Origin of the sequence: Roseateles sp., from assembly GCF_036486225.1 — a bacterium.
Taxonomy (GTDB): Bacteria; Pseudomonadota; Gammaproteobacteria; order Burkholderiales; family Burkholderiaceae_C; genus Roseateles.
Window position 1 is genome coordinate 1 of the sequence record NZ_DASVNZ010000210.1, and the last position, 18,519, is coordinate 18,519.

Genomic DNA, 18,519 nt, shown 5'->3' on the forward strand with positions numbered 1-18,519 from the left:
CAGGTAGCTCGATCTCGGGCGGCTCGCTGAGCGAAGGCACGAATCACATCACGGTCCGTCAGACCGACGCCGCAGGCAACCAGTCAACGAAGACGGTCGACGTCGTGAAGGATACGCAGATCGTTCAACCGACCCTCGGCACGAGCACCGGCACGGGTGCGATCAACAACAGCGGCTCGGTGAGCGTCGGCGGCATCGAAGCTGGCGGCAAGTGGGACTCCAGCCTGGATGGTGGTCAGACCTGGACGCCGGGCACAGGTAGCTCGATCTCGGGCGGCTCGCTGAGCGAAGGCACGAATCACGTCACCGTTCGGCAGACCGATGCCGCGGGCAACCAGTCGATGAACACGGTCGACATCGTCAAGGACACCCAAGTCCCTCAAGCCACGATCGGCACGAGCACCGGCACGGGCGCCATCAACCACACCGGCTGGGTCACCGTCGGCAACATTGAGCCTGGCGGCAAATGGGAGTACAGCCTCGATGGTGAAACCTGGACCGAGGGCACGGGTTCGCGCATCAATGCCGCTGACTGGCCTGAGGGCACGTATCACGTGACCGTCCGCCAGACCGATGCCGCAGGCAACCAATCGACGGCGACCGCGGATGTGGTGAAGGACACGCATGTCTGGACCCCAACCGTGCAAACAAGTACGGGCGCAAGCGCAATCAGCGCCAGCGGCTCGGTGACGGTCGGCAACATCGAGTCGGGTGCAACGTGGCATTACAGCCTGGATGATGGCCAGACCTGGACCCAAGGTAGCGGCTCGTCCATCGCGGCCGGCGCGCTGAGCGAGGGCACGAACCACATCACCGTCCGGGAAACCGACGCCGCGGGAAATGTCGCCAGCACCATGATCGATGTGACCAAGGATTCGATCGCGCAGAACCCGACGGTGATGACCTCTTCAGGCGGAACGATCAACGGGACTGGGTCCGTCATCGTCGGTGGTATCGAGGCCGGCGCCACATGGGATTACAGCTTGGACAGCGGTCAGACCTGGACGCCTGGCAGCGGTTCGTCCATCGCGGCCAGCGCGCTGGGAGAGAACGCCAACCTCCTGACCGTCCGGCAGACCGACGCGTTGGGAAATGTGGGGCAGACGACGGTGACGGTGGTCAAGGACACCATTGCGGCGGCGCCAACGCTGGCGCTGACGAACGATTCCGGCGACGGCAGCGACCGCCTGACCTACGATGGACGCGTCAGCGTCGCAGGGATCGAAGCCGGTGCGACCTGGGAATACAGCATCGACGGCGGCGCGTGGGTGGCGGGCGGTCAGACAGGTCTGATCGCGGATCCCGGATTCACCGATGGCGCTCATGCCGTCCGCGCCCGGCAGACGGACGCGGTCGGCAATGCGAGCCAGGAAACGGGCCTCAACGTCAACGTCGACAAGTCCGCGCCGGCTAAACCCGGGGCCGCTCTTTATTCGGACACAGGCGTTTCAGGCGATCGGATCACCAACAACCCAAACCTCGAAGTGACTGGCGCGGAGGTGGGCGCCAAGACGGAGGTCTTTCTGAATGGATGGGTCTATTACTTCGAGAACAAGGAAAGTTCCTATGTGATTAACATGAAAGACAAGGCATCCGAGGGGGGGTAACGCCATCTTCTTCCGGCAAGTGGATGTTGCAGGCAATGCATCAGCGTGGAGCCAGATCAACGTCACGATTGACAAGACAGTGGCTACACCGATCCTGACGCTCGCAAATGACACGGGTGTCTCCCCGACGGACGGCGTGACCTCCGACGCGTCAATCAATGTGTCGGGCCTGGAGGCCGGCGGCAAGTGGGACTACAGCCTGGACGGTGGTCAGACCTGGACGCATGGCAGCGGAACTTCCATCTCAGGCAGCATGCTGAGCGAGGGGACGAACCACGTCACCGTTCAGCAGACCGATGCTGCGGGTAATCAGTCGACGAACACGATCGACGTGGTGAAGGACTCCGTTGTTGCTCAGCCAAGCATCGGGGCGCTGGAGAACGGCAAGCTGACAATCGGCAATCTGGAGTCCGGCGCGGCCTGGGACTACAGCCTGAATGGCGGCACGACATGGATACACGGAACTGGAACTGACCTGCCGATTGAAGCAGTCAGCGTAGGAAACAGTCAGTTGACGGTTCGTCAAACCGACGCGGCAGGAAATCAGGCGATGGCATCCCTCAACGTGGTCCGGGGTACAGATGCCGCCGACGTTGTCAATGCGCCAGCAGGTGGCGGTGTCCTGATCGGTGGAGGTGGCCCCGACGCTTTCACGTTCAGCTCCCAGAGTAGAGGAACTTTCGTTTTGCCCGACTACGAGATGCTTCCTGGACACACTGTCCAAGACATTGAAAGGATCGACTTTTCGGACCTGACCGAACCCCCGGACATCTACGCCCATCCTGAAAAGTGGATCCAGATGCTGAACGAAAATGGGCACACCGTTGCCAGATTCGACTTCGACAACCAGGGGGATTTCTCCAATCCAGAGTTGACATTGATTCTTCCGCAGGTCGATCAAACAATCTGGATCACGTGGGGCGGCACCGGGTTTTTCAATCCAGGTCCCACACACTGAGCCATCCGGGATCCAGGGAGGCTGTCGAACCGCGGGAACTAGGGCGCCGTGCCGGGCAGTAACACCTGCCGGTCGACGCCACGCAACTCACGATGGCCGCAAAACGCCATCGTGAGATCCAGCTCCCGATGGATGATCTCCAAAGCCCGGCTCACGCCGGGCTTTCCCATTGCGCCCAGGCCATAAAGGAAGGCGCGTCCGATGTAGGTGCCGCGCGCCCCCAACGCCCAGGCCTTGAGCACGTCCTGACCCGAGCGGATGCCGCCGTCCATGTGCACCTCGATGCGGTCGCCGACCGCCTCCACGATGCGCGGCAGCGCGCGGATGCTGGACTCGGCGCCGTCGAGCTGTCGTCCGCCGTGGTTGCTGACGATCAGCGCATCGGCGCCCGTGGCGGCGGCGAGCTTCGCGTCCTCCTCGTCGATGATGCCCTTGATGATCAGCTTGCCGCCCCAGCGCTCGCGGATCCATGCCACGTCGCTCCAGCTCAACTGCGGATCGAATTGCTTGGCGGTCCATTCGGACAGCGAGCTCATGTCGCCGACGCCCTTCACGTGGCCCACGATGTTGCCGAAATGCCGGCGCTGGGTGCCCAGCATGCCCAGGCACCAGCGCGGCTTGGTCGCCATGTTGATCAGGTTGGGCAGCGTCAGCTTGGGCGGCGCGGACAGGCCGTTCTTCAGGTCCTTGTGGCGCTGGCCGAGGATCTGCAGGTCCAGCGTCAGCACCAGCGCCTCGCACTTCGCGGCCTTGGCGCGGTCGATCAGGCTGTGGATGAAGCCCTTGTCCTTCATCACGTAGAGCTGGAACCAGAACGGCGCGGTCGTGTTCGCGGCGATGTCCTCGATCGAGCAGATGCTCATCGTCGACAGCGTGAACGGCACGCCGAAGGCCTCCGCCGCCTGCGCGCCGAGGATCTCGCCGTCCGCGTGCTGCATGCCGGTCATGCCGGTCGGCGCGATCGCCACGGGCATCGCGACCGGGCGGCCGATCATCGTGGTCGCGGTGCTGCGGCCCTCCATGTTCACGGCCACGCGCTGACGCAGCTTGATGGACTGGAAGTCCGTCTCGTTGGCGCGGTAGGTGCTCTCGGTCCAGGACCCGGAATCCGCGTAGTCGTAGAACATCCGCGGGACACGCCGCTGCGCGAGCACGCGCAGGTCTTCGATGCAGGTGATGACGCTCATGCGGCAGATGCTAGGCGAGCCGCGCGGGCCGCGGCCGGAAAGTTTCGCGGGCCGGGCCGGAGGATCCTTCCGATGACGTCCGGGAGTTCCCGGAGGTCGGGCGTGCTCAGCCGCTCAGCGTCTGGCAATGCCCGACGAGCCAGCGTGCGAAGGCACGCGCCGCGTCACCGTCGGCATGACGGACCAGGCCGTAAGGCATCGCCGCGGGTACCGCAAGGTCGAACAGTCGCTTGAGCGCGCCGCCGCGCAGGTAGGTGGCCGCCAGGCTGGGCCGACCGAGCACGATGCCCTGGCCGCAGGCGGCGGCCTCCAGGGTCAGGCCGAGGTCGACGAAGCGCGTGCCCTGCGCGGGCTCCGGCCAATCGAGCCCGGCGGCGCGCAGCCACGGCTGCCAGGGTTGCAGCGGCGTGCGCAGCAGCGGCGCCGAGGCCAGGTCCGCCGGCGCATGGATGGCCGGCAGTCGCGCGAGCAGCGACGGCGCGACCATCGGCGTGACGACGTCGTCGAGCAGCACTTCGCCGCCCGCCGGGATGGTGCCGGCGAAGATCTCGACGTCCGCCGGCGGTGCGGGCTGGTCCAGGTAGGGCGTCGACAACAGCAGCTCGAGCTCGATGTCCGGATGCTCGGCCTCGAAGCCGGGCAGGGCGGGCACCAGCACCTGGCGCGCGAAGGTCGGCGGGCTGGTGATGCTGAGCCGGACGATGCGCTGCTGATCGCGCCGATGCAGCGGCACGGCGGCCAGCAGCGACAGCGCGGTCTGGACCTGCGCGAGGTATTCCTTGCCGGCGGCGGTGAGCCGCAGGGGATTGCGCGTCAGCAGCGGCTGGCCGAGTCGTTCTTCCAAGGTCGCGATGCGCTTGCCGACAGCGCTCGCGCTGACGTGGAGCACCTCGGCGGCGCGCTCCAGGCTGCCGAGCCGCGCCGCGGCCTCGAAGGCCAGCAGGCCGTCGATCGAGGGCAGCCGCAAGGTGTCGGCGATGGGCTCGCCAGGGGCGTGGCGCAAGGAGTCGCTCATGGGCGCGACTGTAGCGTCCGGCGCTACGGGTCCCCAGGGCTGGCAGGGCGGCCGAATGGGGAGCGCACGAGCTGCCTCAGAGCGCAGCTACAGTGGCGCGATGTCCGAAGTTCCCGAGAGAAGCCTGACCGCCGTTGCCGATGAGGCCGCGGCCGACGACGCGACCGTGCGCGTGCTGGAGCAGGCGTCCCTGTGGCGCCGTCTGCCGTGGATGGTGGGCGGCGCGCTGAGCCTGGTGCTGGGCGTGATCGGCATCTTCCTGCCGCTGCTGCCGACCACCCCGTTCGTCCTGCTGGCCGCGTTCTGCTTCGCGCGCGGGTCTGCGCGTTGCGAGGCGTGGCTGGTCGGTCACCCGCGCTTCGGCCCGATGATCGTGCAGTGGCGCGCCACGCGCGCCGTTCCCTTGCGCGCCAAGCAGGCAGCGTGGGTCATGATGACCATCAGCTCGATCATCTCGGCGTTGGTGATGCCGGTGGTGCCGTGGCTGCCGGCGGTGTGCTGCCTGGCGGTGGGGCTCTGGCTGTGGAGGCTCCCCACTGCCCGTTGATGCGGTCAGTCGCGCCTTGGCAAGTCGGAAAGCCATGACCAGCGCGGAGAGACCCGCCGTGGTGACGACGATGCGGCTATGGGCCATGAGTTCATCGATCGCTGCTGACGATGCGACAGCGAGTGCCATCAGGAAGAAGGGATAGACCGAGAATCCAAGGGCGAAGTCCTCTACCAGTTCTTCGCCCAAGGCGGATCGCAACCAGAGTCGACGACCCAGCAGATAGATCATGCCCAGGAGGGCGGCGACGATGTCGTGAGGGTTGCCATCAATGAGGTCGTGCATGGTCGACGCGTCCTCATCAAAGGGCCCCGTTGCGCCACGCATCCCAGACGGCAATGACCGCACCGACCAGCGCGATCAGCACGTCGCCCAACTGGCTGTGCCGGAAAAAAAGACCGCTGATCGTCACTGTGGCGACGGCGCCAAGGCCCGCGCGCTGGACCGCGTCGAGGAGCCGGTCGATCCGGTCACGTGGAACGTCAGGCGGGCGGTGATGACGAGCACGAGTGGTCGCAGAAGGTTGGGGAGGGGAGGACGAGAAGATCACGGCGGAACTCCTTGCGCAATCGGCGAAGAACATGTCGCCTACTGTGCCCGTTTGAACTCCTCACTCTTTCAAAACGCAGGTCGGCAGTCCTGAAAACGTTCGAACCTTGCGCAATGTCAACTCCTGACCCTCAGGTGCGAACCGAAGTGGTTTTCGTTGGTACGCGTTGAGCTCGAGCCCGACCGCCTTTTGCCTCAGCTGAACAGCTGCAGGTTCTCCGGCTTCGGCATCGCGTTCGCGAGGTCGCTCTTGCTGGCGGCATTGCGCGTACGCCGGACCGGCTCGATGTCGCCTGGTCGGCTGAGCTTCCCTACCCGTACGCCGAGCAGCCGCAGCCTCTGGCTCAGGTCCACGCGCTTGAGGCACAGCCCCGCCGCGTGACGGATCGAGGCCGCGTCCTGCACCGGCGCGTCCAGGGTCAGGTCGCGCGTCACCGTGCGGAAGCCTTCGAAGCGCAGCTTGATGCCGATCGTGCGGCCCAGGTAGCCCTTGCGCTGCAGGTCCGACGCGAGCTGCTCGCACAGCGCGGTGAAGATGCGCGACAGCTCCGGCCGGTCGCGCTTGGCATGCAGGTCGCGCTCGAAGGTGGTCTCGCGGCTGATGGACACCGGCTCGCTGTAGGTCACCACCGGCCGCTCGTCGAGGCCCCAGGCCGCCTGGTGCAGCCAGGCGCTGTAGCCCGCGCCGAAATGCTGCAGCAACAGCTCCGGCGCCGCCGCGGCGAGTTCACCGATCGTGTGGATCTCCAGGCCTTCGAGCTTGGCCCCGGCCTTCGGCCCGATGCCGTTGATGCGCCGCACCGGCAGCGGCCAGATCTTCGTCGGCAGGTCCTCCATCATGATCAGCGTCAGGCCGTCGGGCTTGTCGAGCTCCGACGCGATCTTGGACAGCAGCTTGTTGGGCGTCACCCCGATCGAGCAGGTCAGCCCGGTCGCGCGCTGCACCGAGTTCTTGATCTCCCGCGCGATCGCCCGCACGCCGCCCAGCGGGTCGTGCCCGACCGCCTCGCGCGCACCGGGCACGTCGGTGAGGTCGATGTAGATCTCGTCGATGCCGCGGTCCTCCACCACCGGCGCGATCTCGCGCACCGCCGCCTTGAACAGCCGCGAGAAGTGCCGGTACGAATCGAAGTCCGCCGGCAGCAGGATCGCCTGCGGCGCGCGCAGCGCCGCCTTCATCAGCCCCATCGCGGAGAACACGCCCAGGTCGCGCGCCGCGTAGGTCGACGTCGTCACGACGCCGCGCCCGGTGTAGTCGGCCAGCTTGAAGAACTCGCGCGTGCCGTCGGGACGCTCCTGCGGGGTATGGGCACGCCGTCCGCCGACCACCACCGGCAGGCCCTTGAGCTCCGGATAACGCAGCAGCTCCACGGACGCGTAGAACGCGTCCATGTCCAGATGGGCGATCAGGCGATCGGGCAGCGCTGGCGTCGGCTCGGCCATGCGAGGGATTGTGAGCCCCGGCGCTGACAGTCGCTGTCAGCAGGGGCGGCGACGGTCAGTGTCCGCAGCTCGTCGAGCCGCAGGCCGACACCGTGTCCTCGGCCTTGGCCGCTGCCTTGACGGGATCGCGGCATTCGCCGGTCTTCGGATCGAAGCCGCGCTGTTCCATCGTGTAGACCAGCGCCGCGTCCATCATTTCGGCGTGACCGGGGAACCATTGCGACAGCTCGGTGCGCACGATCGCCAGCGGCTCGCGGTCGCCGAGCTCCTCGGCGTAGCGCACCACCTCGCGCATCACGTTCAGCACCATCGCATGCTGGCTGCTGTGGCAGTTCTCCGGCTCGAAGCCGGTCGCCGCCATCCAGCGCTCCTCCATCGCGAAGTGCTCTTCCGTGTGGGCGAGCAGTTCCTTGAACGCGGGCAGCGCGTCCTCGCCGCGATCGAGCGTGTCGGCGTAGCGGTTCAGCAGTTCGACGAATTCTTCGTGCGTGTGGTCGAGCTCCGGCTGATTCAGCACGAGCTCGTCGGTCCAGGCCAGCGCGCTCATGCTCAGACCTTCGCGTCGGTGATGGAGCCGCTCGTGCCCAGGCGCGCGCGGTGGCGCGCCACCTGCGCACGGACCTGCGCCGGCGCGGTGCCGCCGAGGATGTTGCGCGCGTTCAGCGAGCCCGTCAGCGACAGCACCTCGTAGACGTCCTCGCCGATGCGCGGATCGAATTGCCGCAGCGCCTCCAGCGGCAGCGCCGACAGGTCGATGCCCTGGGCCTGCGCCGTCTTCACCGCGTGCGCGACGATCTCGTGCGCGTCGCGGAAGGCCAGGCCCTGCTTGACCAGGTAGTCTGCCAGGTCGGTCGCCGTCGCGTAGCCCTTGAGCGCGGCACGTTCCATCGCGTCGGCCTTGACCGTCAGGCCGGCCATCATCTCCGCGAAGATGCGCAGCGTGTCGTTGAGCGTGTCGACGGTGTCGAACAGCGGCTCCTTGTCTTCCTGGTTGTCCTTGTTGTAGGCCAGCGGCTGGCCCTTCATCAGCGTGATCAGGCCCATCAGGTGGCCCACCACGCGGCCGCTCTTGCCGCGCGCCAGCTCGGGCACGTCCGGGTTCTTCTTCTGCGGCATGATGCTCGACCCGGTGCAGAACCGGTCCGGCAGCGCGATGAAGCCGAAGGCCTGACTCATCCAGAGGATCAGCTCCTCCGACAGGCGCGAGATGTGCACCATGACCAGCGCGGCCGCGGCGCTGAACTCGATCGCGAAGTCGCGGTCGCTGACGGCGTCCAGGCTGTTCTGCGCGACGCTTTCCATGCCCAGCGTGCGCGCGACGCGCTCGCGGTCCAGCGGATAGCTGGTGCCGGCCAGCGCGGCGGCGCCCAGCGGCAGGCGGTTCACGCGCTTGCGGGTGTCGACCAGGCGCTCCGCGTCGCGGGCGAACATCTCGACGTAGGCCAGCATGTGATGCCCGAAGGCCACCGGCTGCGCCACCTGCAGGTGGGTGAAGCCCGGCAGGATCACGTCGGCGTGGCGCTCGGCCTGGTCGACCAGCACGCGCTGCAGCTCGGTCAGCAGGCCGATGAGGGTGTCGATCTCGCCGCGCAGCCACAGCCGGACGTCGGTGGCGACCTGGTCGTTGCGGCTGCGGCCGGTGTGCAGCCGCTTGCCGGCCAGGCCGACCAGCTCGGTCAGGCGGGCCTCGATGTTCAGGTGCACATCCTCCAGGTCCAGCTTCCATTCGAAGCGGCCCGAGGCGATCTCCTCGCGGATCTGCGCCATGCCCTTCTGGATCGCGGCCAGGTCCTCGGCGCCGATGATCCCCTGCGCGGCCAGCATGTCCGCGTGGGCCAGCGAGCCCTGGATGTCCGCGGCCCAGAGGCGTTTGTCGAAGTCGACACTGGCGGTGTAGCGCTTGACCAGGTCGCTCATCGGCTCGGAGAAGAGCGCGGACCAGGCCTGCGACTTGTTGGCGAGCTGGTTGTCGGCGACCTGAGGGGCAACCTGAGCGGCGACCTGGGAGGAGGACGAGGAGTCAGTGGGGGAGGAGGACATCGGCTTGCAAGGCGTTACGACTTCGCGGCGCCCCGGGCGTGTCCGCATAGGAAGCGGCCGGACGCCTGGGTGAGAATGAGCCGCCGATTCTAAAGGGGGTGCCACCGTGGCGCCCGAGGGGCTGCTTCAGAGGGCGAGACAGTGCGGCGACGGGAGGATCCGATGGCCACGAAGGCAACGAACGGGCGAACGCCGGGGACGGACCCGTGGCGCTCGACCCAGCCGCCGCACGACGAGCGCGAGGCGATGGACACGCGCGCGCCGTCGACCCGGCCCATGAGCACGCAGCCCTTGGACAGCCGGCCGATGTCCTTGCAGCCCGCCTGGGAGGAGACCCGCCTGGACGCGCGGCCGGCCGAGCCGCCGCGGCTGATCGACGCGCAGCGCCGGTTCGACGTCTGCCACGTCGGCCTGGTGCTGCGTGCCGTGCTGGGTGTGCAGCTGGTGCTGTCGCTGGGCCTGGCGATGACCTCCGAGACGACGGCGCAATGGGCCTGGTCGATGGGCGGCGCTTCGGTCGCGGCGCTGAGCGGCGTGCTGGCCTGGCTGCTGGTCGTGTGCGCCTCGAAACGCCTGCTGGCGCGGCTGCCCGAATGGGCGCAGTGGACGCTGCCGATCGTGCTCGGCGCGGTCTGCGCACACGGCGGCGCGATCCTGCTGGAGACGGTGGACATCGGCAGGCTCGGCGCCTTGCAGCGCACCGCGGCGGTGCTGGCGGGCGCGCTGGCGGCGGGCGTGCTGCTCGGCTGGCTGAAGCTGCGCGAGCGCGCGCAGGCGCCCGCTGACGCGCTGGCGCGGCTGGTGGAGCTGCAATCGCGCATCCGGCCGCACTTCCTCTTCAACACGCTGAACACCGCGATCGCGCTGGTGCGCGTCGATCCGAACCGCGCCGAGGAGGTGCTCGAGGACCTGGCCGAGCTGTTCCGCGTGGCGCTGGCGGACGCGGGTCCGACCGCCGAAGGCGTGCGGCTCGACCACGAGGTCGAGCTGGCGAGGCGTTATCTGGCGATCGAGCAGCTGCGCTTCGGCGACCGGCTGCGCGTGCATTGGCAGCTGGATCCGCACGCGGCGGAAGCGCGCGTGCCGCCGCTGCTGCTGCAGCCGCTGGTGGAGAACGCCGTGCGCCACGGCGTCGAGCCCAACGACGGCGGCGGCGACGTCGACATCGTGACGCGCGCACGCGGCAGCGAGATCGAGATCCGCGTCGTCAACACGGTCGGCCTGCCGACGCGCGGCAAGGGGCACGGGCTGGCGCTGCGCAACGTGCGGCAGCGGCTGAGGCTGATGCACGACGTGGCGGCGCGATTGGAGGCCGGGCCCGGCGAAGGGCGCTTTGTCGTGCGGATCGTGATGCCGCGATGACGACGATGCCCATGAGAACGATGGTTGCAACGAGCGCAACGAGCGCGATGAACGCGATGAGCGCAGACAGCGCATTTGGACGGGAGGGAAGGACATGCTGACGCATCCGCCGCTGAGGGTCTTGATCGTCGACGACGAACCGCTGGCGCGGCTGCGTCTGCGCGGTCTGGTCGAGGCCAACGAGGAGCCGCGCGCCGAGGTCGTCGCCGAAGCCGGCAGCGGCGATCAGGCCCTGGGGTGGCTCAAGGACCATGCCTGCGACCTGATCCTGCTGGACGTGCAGATGCCGGGCCTGGACGGGCTGGGGCTGGCGCAGGCCCTGCACGGCCGGCCGTTCGCGCCGGCCATCGTGTTCGTCACTGCGCATGCGCAGCACGCGCTGCTGGCCTTCGAGCTGGAAGCGCTGGACTACCTGACCAAGCCGGTGCGGCGCGAGCGGCTGCAGGCCAGCCTGGCGCGGGCGATGCAGCGCATGGACGAGCGGTCCGCCGCCAAGGCGCGCGAGGAGCGGGACGTCCACGGTCCGGAGTCCTCGCCCGGCACCGAGGCGCCCGTCATCAACATCACCGAGCGCGGACGACTGTTGCGGGTGCCGCTGTCGGAGGTGCTGTATTTCAAGGCCGAACTCAAGTACCTGACGCTGCGCACGGCGACGCAGAGCCATGTCATGGACGGCTCGCTGAGCGATCTGGAACAGCGTCTGGGCGACCGCTTCCTGCGCGTGCACCGCAACGCGCTGGTCGCGCGCTCGGCGGTGCGCGAGCTCGAGCGCCACGTGCCCACCGACGGCGCGGCCGACGGCGACGGGGACAACGGCGGGGAGCTCGGCTGGGCCGTCCGCATCGCCCATGTCAACGAGTGGCTCGCCGTCTCGCGGCGGCAGGTCGCCGCGGTGCGGGAGGCGCTGGCGGGGCAGCGCTGAACCCGGTCGGGGATGCCCCGGGGACTGCCGGGGCGTCACTGGGTCTTCGGGGGCCGGACATCGGCACGCGCGCCTGAGGCAGGCTTGGCGGGCGGCGCCGGCCCGCGGAGCGGGGCGGAGGCAGCCGGTGAGGCAGACGAGGCGGGTGAGGCGGACGTCGGCGCGGACTTCGGCGTGATGTGGACTTCGCCCGCATGCACCCGGCCTTCGGACGTCACGACGTGGAGGCGCACCCCGGCGTCCTTGCCGCCTGCCCGCCAGGTCGACTCTGGCGGCTGGATCTGCTTGAAGGTGGCGATCACGCCGCGGTTGTCGGGGAGGATCGTCAGTTGATCGGCGCGTTGCGCGCCAATCAGCACCTCGGTCGAGCGCCAGAGGTGGCGTCCGGAAATCAGCACGCGAGCCTCGGCGCCCTCGGTCACGCGCACGATCTGGAAGTCGTCGACCTGCGGTTCGCGCAGATAGCGATCGTCGATCGCCGCCAGCGCCTCGGCGGGTTGCGCGGGCAGGTCCAGCGTGAAGTGGCCGGCGTGACTCGACCGTTCCGCGGCGGGCGTGGTCCTGGCCGCCAGTTCGTCCTCGCGCAACCAGTAGGTACGGTAGTTGATCCGCAGGCGGTCCATCCAGGCAGGCAGGGAGAGTTCCGCAGCCACGATGCGCTGCGCGGGACTGTGCCGGAAGTGCTGGATCCGGCCGTCGTCCGAGAGGCGGAACGACGGGCCGAGGACCCAGCTGAACACGAGTTCGTCGGCCGGCTTCTGATCGTGCGCGCCGGCGTCGCGCAGCGAGACGCGGCCCACCTCCGTCATGCCGACGATGAGCGGCTGGCGCCGCAGCGCGTGATAGAACGCGTCGTTGGCGCGCAGCGACCGCAAGCCCGCCGAAACGCCGGCGGTGCCGGTCACGGCGCTCAGGTTCATCAGCAGTTCATTGACCTTGCGGTTGGACGCGACCTCCGACAGGCGCTGCACCGTCTCCTTGGGCGTCACCGCGTAGACCGACGCGGCCGTGTTGCGCAGCAGCAGTTCCTGCCAGCGTTCGTCGCCGCTGCCCTTCACGGTCCCGCAACGCTGGGCCTGGCCCCGCGGCCACGAGGACCGCTTCCTGATCTCGACATCGAAGAGCCCGGTCGGCCGTACCGGCCTGGCCGACGCCGTCGATGAGGGTGAGTACAGGATCTCCAGGGTATCGAAGCACGCCAGCATGTGCTGGCCGAATTCGGCCTGCATCTGGCGCTCGATCAGTTCGCCGAGCCACTCCGCCCACAGGCCCAGCGTGTGCCGGCGAGTGCGTGCGGCCGGGCTGTTGCCGGTATCGTCCTCGTCGAGCTGGACCATCAGGTTGGCGCGCGCGCGGAAACACGCCTTGCCCAGGCACCGGGGCTCCCACTCGGACAGGAGCCGCTCGAACCCGCGGCGCGTCGTGCTGCCGACCGCGTACGAGGCGCAGCCGAAGGCACGACGGAATGCCTTGACGCGGGGATCGTCGTCGGGCGAGCTCACGTCCCGTTCGACCGTCGCTGGGGCTGTCGGGGCCGTCGCCTTGGCGTAGCACTCGCTGGCCAGCCGATTGGCGATCACCCGGAAGGTCCGTTCGGCGGTGTCCCGCAGGCTCAGCTTGAACTGTTGCTCGGCCCGCTGTTTCAGGTCGACGAAATCCGTGCCCTCGGGGAAGACGGGGATCCGGATCTCCACCACCGCCCAGGCGCTGGCGTCCTGGTGCGGCATCACCGCGGTATCGAAGGTCAGGCGGTACAGCGTGTTGCCGTTGAGGTCGTGCAGATCGTCCAGGCGGATGTCGTTGAGCTCGTTGCGCAGGAGTTCGCGGCCCGCGAGCCGGTCCTGGAAATCCTCCAGCGGCGAATTCACGATCGAGGTCGTCCGCGGGTCGCTGGCCGGCGGCCGGGACGCTTCGGGCTTGTCGCTGAAGGCGACACTGGTCACCGGGCGCGCCGCCACGCTGGCGGCCGCGTCCGCCGGCTTGACCGCTTCAGGCGCCGATGCCGCCGGCGCGAGCGTCAGTCCCAGATCGGCCAGTTGCGTCTTCGCCTGTTCGGCGGTCAGTTCGCCCTTGTTGAATTTCGCAATGATCTGGTCGCGGGCGCTGCTCCGGAACCCGGCGAGCGAGCGCTCGTCATCGCGGCTCTGTCGCAGAGCGTCGGCCTGCCTGTCCTGCTGCAGCCGGTTCAGCTTGAAGGCCGGATCCACGCTGACGCCGGCCTGGAGGGCCGTCTGCGCGAGCGAGTTCAGTTCGATCGCGCCGCTGGGCGTCAAGGGCGCCTTGTCGATGGCCTCGGCCCGTTCCCGCAGCCAGCGTTCCTGCTCGCTGCGTTCGTTGATGAGGCGTTCGCGGCCCTCGATCCGCGGACTGCCGACGCTGATCAGCCCGTAGCCGGTGCCCGGATCATTGCGGCGGACTTCGGTGGAACATCCGCCGGCCAGCGCCATGAGCGCGGACACGACGGCGATCGTCCGCCTTCTCCAGACTTCTTGCATGGCAGCCCTCCCGTGAGTGCCGCCACGCTAGTCGCTGTCATCGCGCTTGTCGTCCTACGCCCTGAGGACGCCCGTCCACCTCAGCCCGTGTTGCGCAGTCCCGCCGCGATCCCGTTGATGGACAGATGGATGCCGCGCTGGACGCGCTCCAGCCGCGGATCCTCCGCGCGTTTCTCCGCCGGGATCGCGCGGTAGCGCCGCATCAGCTCGACCTGCAGGTGGTTGAGCGGATCGATGTAGGGGAAGCGGTGCTCGATCGAGCGCGCCAGCGCCGGATTCGCCGCGAGCCGGCCGCTTTCCCCGGTGATCAGCGCGATGGCTTCCTCGGTGCGCGCGAACTCGGCCTCGATCGCGCCGAAGATCTTCTTGGCCAGGCGCTTGTCCTCGACCAGTTCCAGGTAGCGGCGCGCGATGTCGAGGTCGGCCTTGGCCAGCACCATGTCCAGGTTGGACAGCAGCGTCTTGAAGAAGGGCCACTGCTTGTGCATGCGCTTGAGCAGCGCCAGCTTCTCGTCGCGGCCGGTCCCGTCCTTGGCATGACCCTTCCCGAGGAAGTCCTGGACCCCCGAGCCGAATCCGCACCAGCCCGGCAGCGTGATGCGCGACTGGCCCCAGCTGAAGCCCCACGGGATCGCGCGCAGGTCCTCGATCGCCCGCGTGGCCTTGCGCGAGGCGGGACGCGAACCGATGTTCAGCTCGGCGATCTCGCGGATCGGCGTCGTGGCGAAGAAGAAGTCGGCGAAGCCCGGCGTGTCGTAGACCAGTCCGCGGTAGGCGGCGAAGCTGGCGTCCGACAGCGCCTGCGCCGCGGTCATGAAGGCCTGCGGCGCCGTCTTGGTCGGATGCAGCAGCGTGGCCTCGAGCGTCGCGGCGACCAGCGTCTCCAGGTTGCGCCGGCCGATCTCGGGGTTGGCGTACTTGGAGTTGATGACCTCGCCCTGCTCGGTCAGCCGGATCTGGCCGTTCACAGTGCCAGGGGGCTGCGCGAGGATGGCCTGATAGCTCGGACCGCCGCCGCGGCCCACCGTGCCGCCGCGGCCGTGGAACAGCCGCAGCGTCAGCGGGCCCTGCTGGCGCAGCTCGTCGAAGAGCTTCACCAGCGCGATCTCGGCGCGGTACAGCTCCCAGCTGCTGGTGAACACGCCGCCGTCCTTGTTGGAGTCGGAGTAGCCCAGCATGATGTCCTGCTCGCCGCCGGAGCGGCGCACCAGCGCGGCCATGCCGGGCAGCTCGTAGAAGCCCCGCATGATGCCGGGCGCGTTGCGCAGGTCGGCGATGGTTTCGAACAGCGGCACCACGATCAGGTCGCTGATCGCGTCGCCGTCGAGGGTGCCGCGCAGCAGGCCGACCTCCTTGAGCAGCAGCTGCACCTCCAGCAGGTCGCTGACGTCCTCGGTGTGCGAGATGATGTAGTGGCGCAGCGCCTCGCGGCCGAAGCGCTTCAGCGATTCGCGCGCGGTCTCGAAGATCGCCAGCTCGCCCAGCGCGCGTTCGCTGTACTCGGCGCCCAGCACCCGCAGCGGGCGCGTCTGGTTCAGCAGGTCGACCAGCAGCGCGCGGCGCTCCTGCTCGCCCAGGGCCGAATAGTCCTCGCAGACGCGGGCGTTCTTCAGCAGCTCGACGATGGTGAGCTCATGCTGGTCGCTGCTCTGGCGCAGGTCCAGCGTCGCCAGGTGGAAACCGAAGACCTGCACCGCGCGGATCAGCGGCTTGAGCCGCGGCGCGATCAGCGCGTGCGCATGATGGCTCTCCAGCGAGTCCTTGATGATGCGCAGGTCCGCGAGCAATTCCTCGGGCGAGAGGTAGGGGTCCTGCGGCGCGACCGCGTGGCGCAGCGCCTCGGTGCCGGTCAGCGATTCGAGGGTCGCGGCCAGCCGCGCATACATGCCGGTCAGCGCGCGCCGGTAGGGCTCGTCCATCCGGTGCTCGTTCTGGTCCGGGCTGCGTTCCGCCAGGGCCTGCATCGCCGGCGTGACGCCGGCCAGTCGCAGCGAGATCGACAGCTCCGCGCCCAGCTCGTGCAGCTCGGTCAGGTAGTGGCGCAGCGCCAGTTCGCTCTGGCGGCGCAGCGCCAGGCGCATGGTGTCGGCGGTGACGTTCGGATTGCCGTCCCGATCGCCGCCGATCCACTGGCCCATGCGCAGGAAAGGCGGCACCTCTTCGCCCGGCAGCGCCTCTTCCAGCTCGGTGTAGAGCTTGGGGATCTCGCGCAGGAAGGTCGCGTGGTAGTAGCTCAGCGCGTTCTCGATCTCGTCCGCGACGGTCAGCTTCGAGTAGCGCAGCATCCGCGTCTGCCACAGCTGCGTGACGCGGGCACGGATCAGGAGTTCGTTCGCGGCCAGCTCGCGCTCGGTGTGCAGGCGGTCGCGCGCGCCGACCAGTTCGGCGACGGCGCGCTCGGCGTCCAGGATGCTCTTGCGCTGCACCTCGGTCGGGTGGGCCGTCAGCACCGGCGACACGAAGCCGTGCGCCAGCGTTCTGGCCACTTCCGCCGGCCGCACGCCGGCGTCGAACAGCCGCTCCAGCGCGTAACCCAGCGAGCCCGGCTGCAACGAGCCCTCGCGCTCATGGACTTCGCGGCGGCGGACGTGGTGGCGGTCCTCGGCGATGTTGGCCAGGTGCGAGAAATAGCTGAACGCGCGGATCACGCTCACCGTCTGCTCGCCCGACAGGCCCTTGAGCAGCTTGTCCATCTGCTTGCCGGCCTGCGCGTCGCGCTTCAGGCGGAAGGCCACCGACAACTGCCGCACGCGCTCCACCAGCTCGTAGGCCTCGCGGCCTTCCTGCTCGCGGATCACCTCGCCGAGGATGCGACCCAGCAGGCGGATGTCGTCCATCAGCGGCTGGTTCTTGTCCTTGATCGTCTTGATCGAGCGGGTGCCGGTCGTCGTCTTGGGGGCGGGTCTTGCCGCCGGCTTGGCGCGCGCCTTGGCGCTGGACTTCGGAGCAGAGGAGGAGGTACTGGCGGGCATGGCGGCGTCAGAGGTTCGTCAGGGACCAGAGGGAGGGGTGATGTAACGAAGTTACCTTCGGTTGACTTTAGCAGTTTCTTCGTGCGCGGCTCGCCCGCCGGCGTGGCGCGGACGCCTCGATCGGCGACGATCTGCTCCGGGATCGCGCAAGCCACGCTTCGCGGCAAACGAGCTTCCCTCCACCGAGGGACGACAGTGCGCGCCGCTCGGCTAGCATGCCGCCCCATGAACCAAGAATTCGTGATCGCCACCCGCGAGAGCCGCCTGGCCCTCTGGCAGGCGGAACATGTGCAGGCGCTGCTGCAGGCGCGCGGCCTCGAGGTGCGGCTGCTCGGCATGACCACGCGCGGCGACCAGATCCTGGACCGCACGCTGTCCAAGGTCGGCGGCAAGGGCCTGTTCGTGAAGGAGCTGGAAACGGCGCTGGAGGACGGCCGCGCGCAGCTCGCGGTCCACTCGCTGAAGGACGTGCCGATGGAACTGCCCGAGGGCTTCGTGCTCGCGGCGGTGCTGGAACGCGAGGACCCGCGCGACGCGCTGGTGTCGCCGACCTACGGCACCCTCTCGGCCTTGCCCCAGGGCGCCTGCGTGGGCACCTCCAGCCTGCGCCGCGTGACGCAGCTGATGAACCTCCGGCCGGACCTGCGCATCGAGCCGCTGCGCGGCAACCTCGACACGCGGCTGCGCAAGCTCGACGAGGGCCAGTACGACGCGATCGTGCTCGCCGCCGCCGGTCTGAAGCGCCTGAACCTGGCGGACCGCATCAGCCAGTATTTCGGCGTCGACGCGATGATCCCGTGTGCCGGGCAGGGCGCGCTGGGCATCGAGATCCGTGCCGGCCAGGCGTCGCTGGCGGACCATCTGGAAGCCCTGGCGCACCGTCCGACGTGGCTGGCCGCGGCGGCGGAACGCGCGGTCTCGCGCGAGCTGGGCGGCAGCTGCTCGATGCCGCTGGCCGCCCACGCGGTCTGGACCGCCGACGGTGAACTGACCTTGTCCGTCGCCCTGGGGCATCCGATCGAGCCGGAGCGGGCGCTGCTGCGAGCAGGCGCCCAGGCGACGGTGGCCGACCTCGGCGCCGCGGAAGCCCTGGGCATCTCGGCCGCCTCGGCGCTGCGCGAACTCGGGGCCGTCGAGTACCTGAAGGACGTCTGATGCCGGGCGCCGTCGCCCCGGTCCGGTTGCTGCTGACCCGCCCGCGGGCGCAGGCCGATGAATGGGCGCGACGCATGGCCGCGCTGGGGGTGCCGACCGTCTCGCTGCCGCTGATCGACATCGAGCCGGCCAGCGATCCGAGGCCCATCGCGGCCGCGTGGTCGAGCTTGCCGGCGATGGACCTGGCGATGTTCGTCAGTCCGAATGCGGTCGAACAGTTCTTCGACCATCGGCCCGCCGGCGCGGCCTGGCCCGCACGGACCTGGG

Annotated in this window: 14 protein-coding genes and 1 pseudogene; 7 read left to right on the top strand and 8 right to left on the bottom strand. The window is 68.8% G+C overall.

The genetic code is table 11. The features are described from left to right. Positions 1-1,607, top strand: a pseudogene (locus VF536_RS14635) (hypothetical protein); the annotation flags it as partial. Between the two features lie 19 nt (positions 1,608-1,626). Further along, positions 1,627-2,565 carry a hypothetical protein gene (locus VF536_RS14640; RefSeq protein WP_331615592.1) on the top strand — a complete coding sequence of 313 codons (939 nt, stop codon included), beginning with the start codon at positions 1,627-1,629 and terminating at the stop codon, positions 2,563-2,565. A 38-nt stretch (positions 2,566-2,603) separates the two neighbouring features. On the opposite strand, the gene VF536_RS14645 is transcribed toward VF536_RS14640, so the two are convergent. Then, positions 2,604-3,752: an alpha-hydroxy acid oxidase gene (locus tag VF536_RS14645; RefSeq protein ID WP_331615593.1), complete on the bottom strand. Its 1,149-nt coding sequence runs from the start codon at positions 3,750-3,752 to the stop codon at positions 2,604-2,606. A 106-nt stretch (positions 3,753-3,858) separates the two neighbouring features. Further along, the gene (locus VF536_RS14650) at positions 3,859-4,767 is read right to left on the bottom strand and encodes a LysR substrate-binding domain-containing protein (RefSeq protein ID WP_331615594.1); all 909 of its coding nucleotides are present in this window, start codon (positions 4,765-4,767) and stop codon (positions 3,859-3,861) included. A gap of 100 nt (positions 4,768-4,867) precedes the next feature. Here VF536_RS14650 and VF536_RS14655 point away from each other — a divergent pair, with 100 nt between their 5' ends. Beyond that, positions 4,868-5,314 carry a YbaN family protein gene (locus VF536_RS14655; RefSeq protein ID WP_414710378.1) on the top strand — a complete coding sequence of 149 codons (447 nt, stop codon included), beginning with the start codon at positions 4,868-4,870 and terminating at the stop codon, positions 5,312-5,314. 301 nt (positions 5,315-5,615) lie between these two features. Here VF536_RS14655 and VF536_RS14660 read toward each other — a convergent pair whose 3' ends face one another. From VF536_RS14660 to argH, 4 genes are all read right to left on the bottom strand, one after another. Next, positions 5,616-5,864 carry a hypothetical protein gene (locus VF536_RS14660; protein ID WP_331615595.1) on the bottom strand — a complete coding sequence of 83 codons (249 nt, stop codon included), beginning with the start codon at positions 5,862-5,864 and terminating at the stop codon, positions 5,616-5,618. 194 nt (positions 5,865-6,058) lie between these two features. Further along, entirely contained in the window at positions 6,059-7,306 is a 1,248-nt protein-coding gene (dinB, locus tag VF536_RS14665; RefSeq protein ID WP_331615596.1) for a DNA polymerase IV, read from the bottom strand. A gap of 55 nt (positions 7,307-7,361) precedes the next feature. Continuing rightward, positions 7,362-7,853, bottom strand: coding sequence for a hemerythrin domain-containing protein (locus VF536_RS14670; protein WP_331615597.1), 492 nt, complete (start codon positions 7,851-7,853; stop codon positions 7,362-7,364). A 2-nt stretch (positions 7,854-7,855) separates the two neighbouring features. After that, a complete protein-coding gene (gene argH / locus VF536_RS14675) occupies positions 7,856-9,223 on the bottom strand; it encodes an argininosuccinate lyase (RefSeq protein WP_414710381.1) in 1,368 nt (455 codons plus the stop codon). A 285-nt stretch (positions 9,224-9,508) separates the two neighbouring features. On the opposite strand from argH, the gene VF536_RS14680 reads away from it, so the two are divergent. Further along, positions 9,509-10,708, top strand: coding sequence for a sensor histidine kinase (locus VF536_RS14680; RefSeq protein ID WP_331615599.1), 1,200 nt, complete (start codon positions 9,509-9,511; stop codon positions 10,706-10,708). A gap of 94 nt (positions 10,709-10,802) precedes the next feature. Continuing rightward, positions 10,803-11,630, top strand: a complete 828-nt coding sequence (locus tag VF536_RS14685; protein ID WP_331615600.1) for a LytTR family DNA-binding domain-containing protein — start codon at positions 10,803-10,805, stop codon at positions 11,628-11,630. 35 nt (positions 11,631-11,665) lie between these two features. On the opposite strand, the gene VF536_RS14690 is transcribed toward VF536_RS14685, so the two are convergent. Then, positions 11,666-14,125 carry a hypothetical protein gene (locus tag VF536_RS14690; RefSeq protein ID WP_331615601.1) on the bottom strand — a complete coding sequence of 820 codons (2,460 nt, stop codon included), beginning with the start codon at positions 14,123-14,125 and terminating at the stop codon, positions 11,666-11,668. Between the two features lie 80 nt (positions 14,126-14,205). Then, a complete protein-coding gene (ppc, locus tag VF536_RS14695) occupies positions 14,206-17,097 on the bottom strand; it encodes a phosphoenolpyruvate carboxylase (RefSeq protein ID WP_414710380.1) in 2,892 nt (963 codons plus the stop codon). A 225-nt stretch (positions 17,098-17,322) separates the two neighbouring features. On the opposite strand from ppc, the gene hemC reads away from it, so the two are divergent. After that, positions 17,323-18,252: a hydroxymethylbilane synthase gene (gene hemC / locus VF536_RS14700; protein WP_331615602.1), complete on the top strand. Its 930-nt coding sequence runs from the start codon at positions 17,323-17,325 to the stop codon at positions 18,250-18,252. Further along, positions 18,252-18,519, top strand: a 268-nt coding sequence (locus VF536_RS14705; RefSeq protein WP_331615603.1) for a uroporphyrinogen-III synthase, incomplete at its 3' end; no start/stop codon positions are given. The genes hemC and VF536_RS14705, both read left to right, overlap by 1 nt.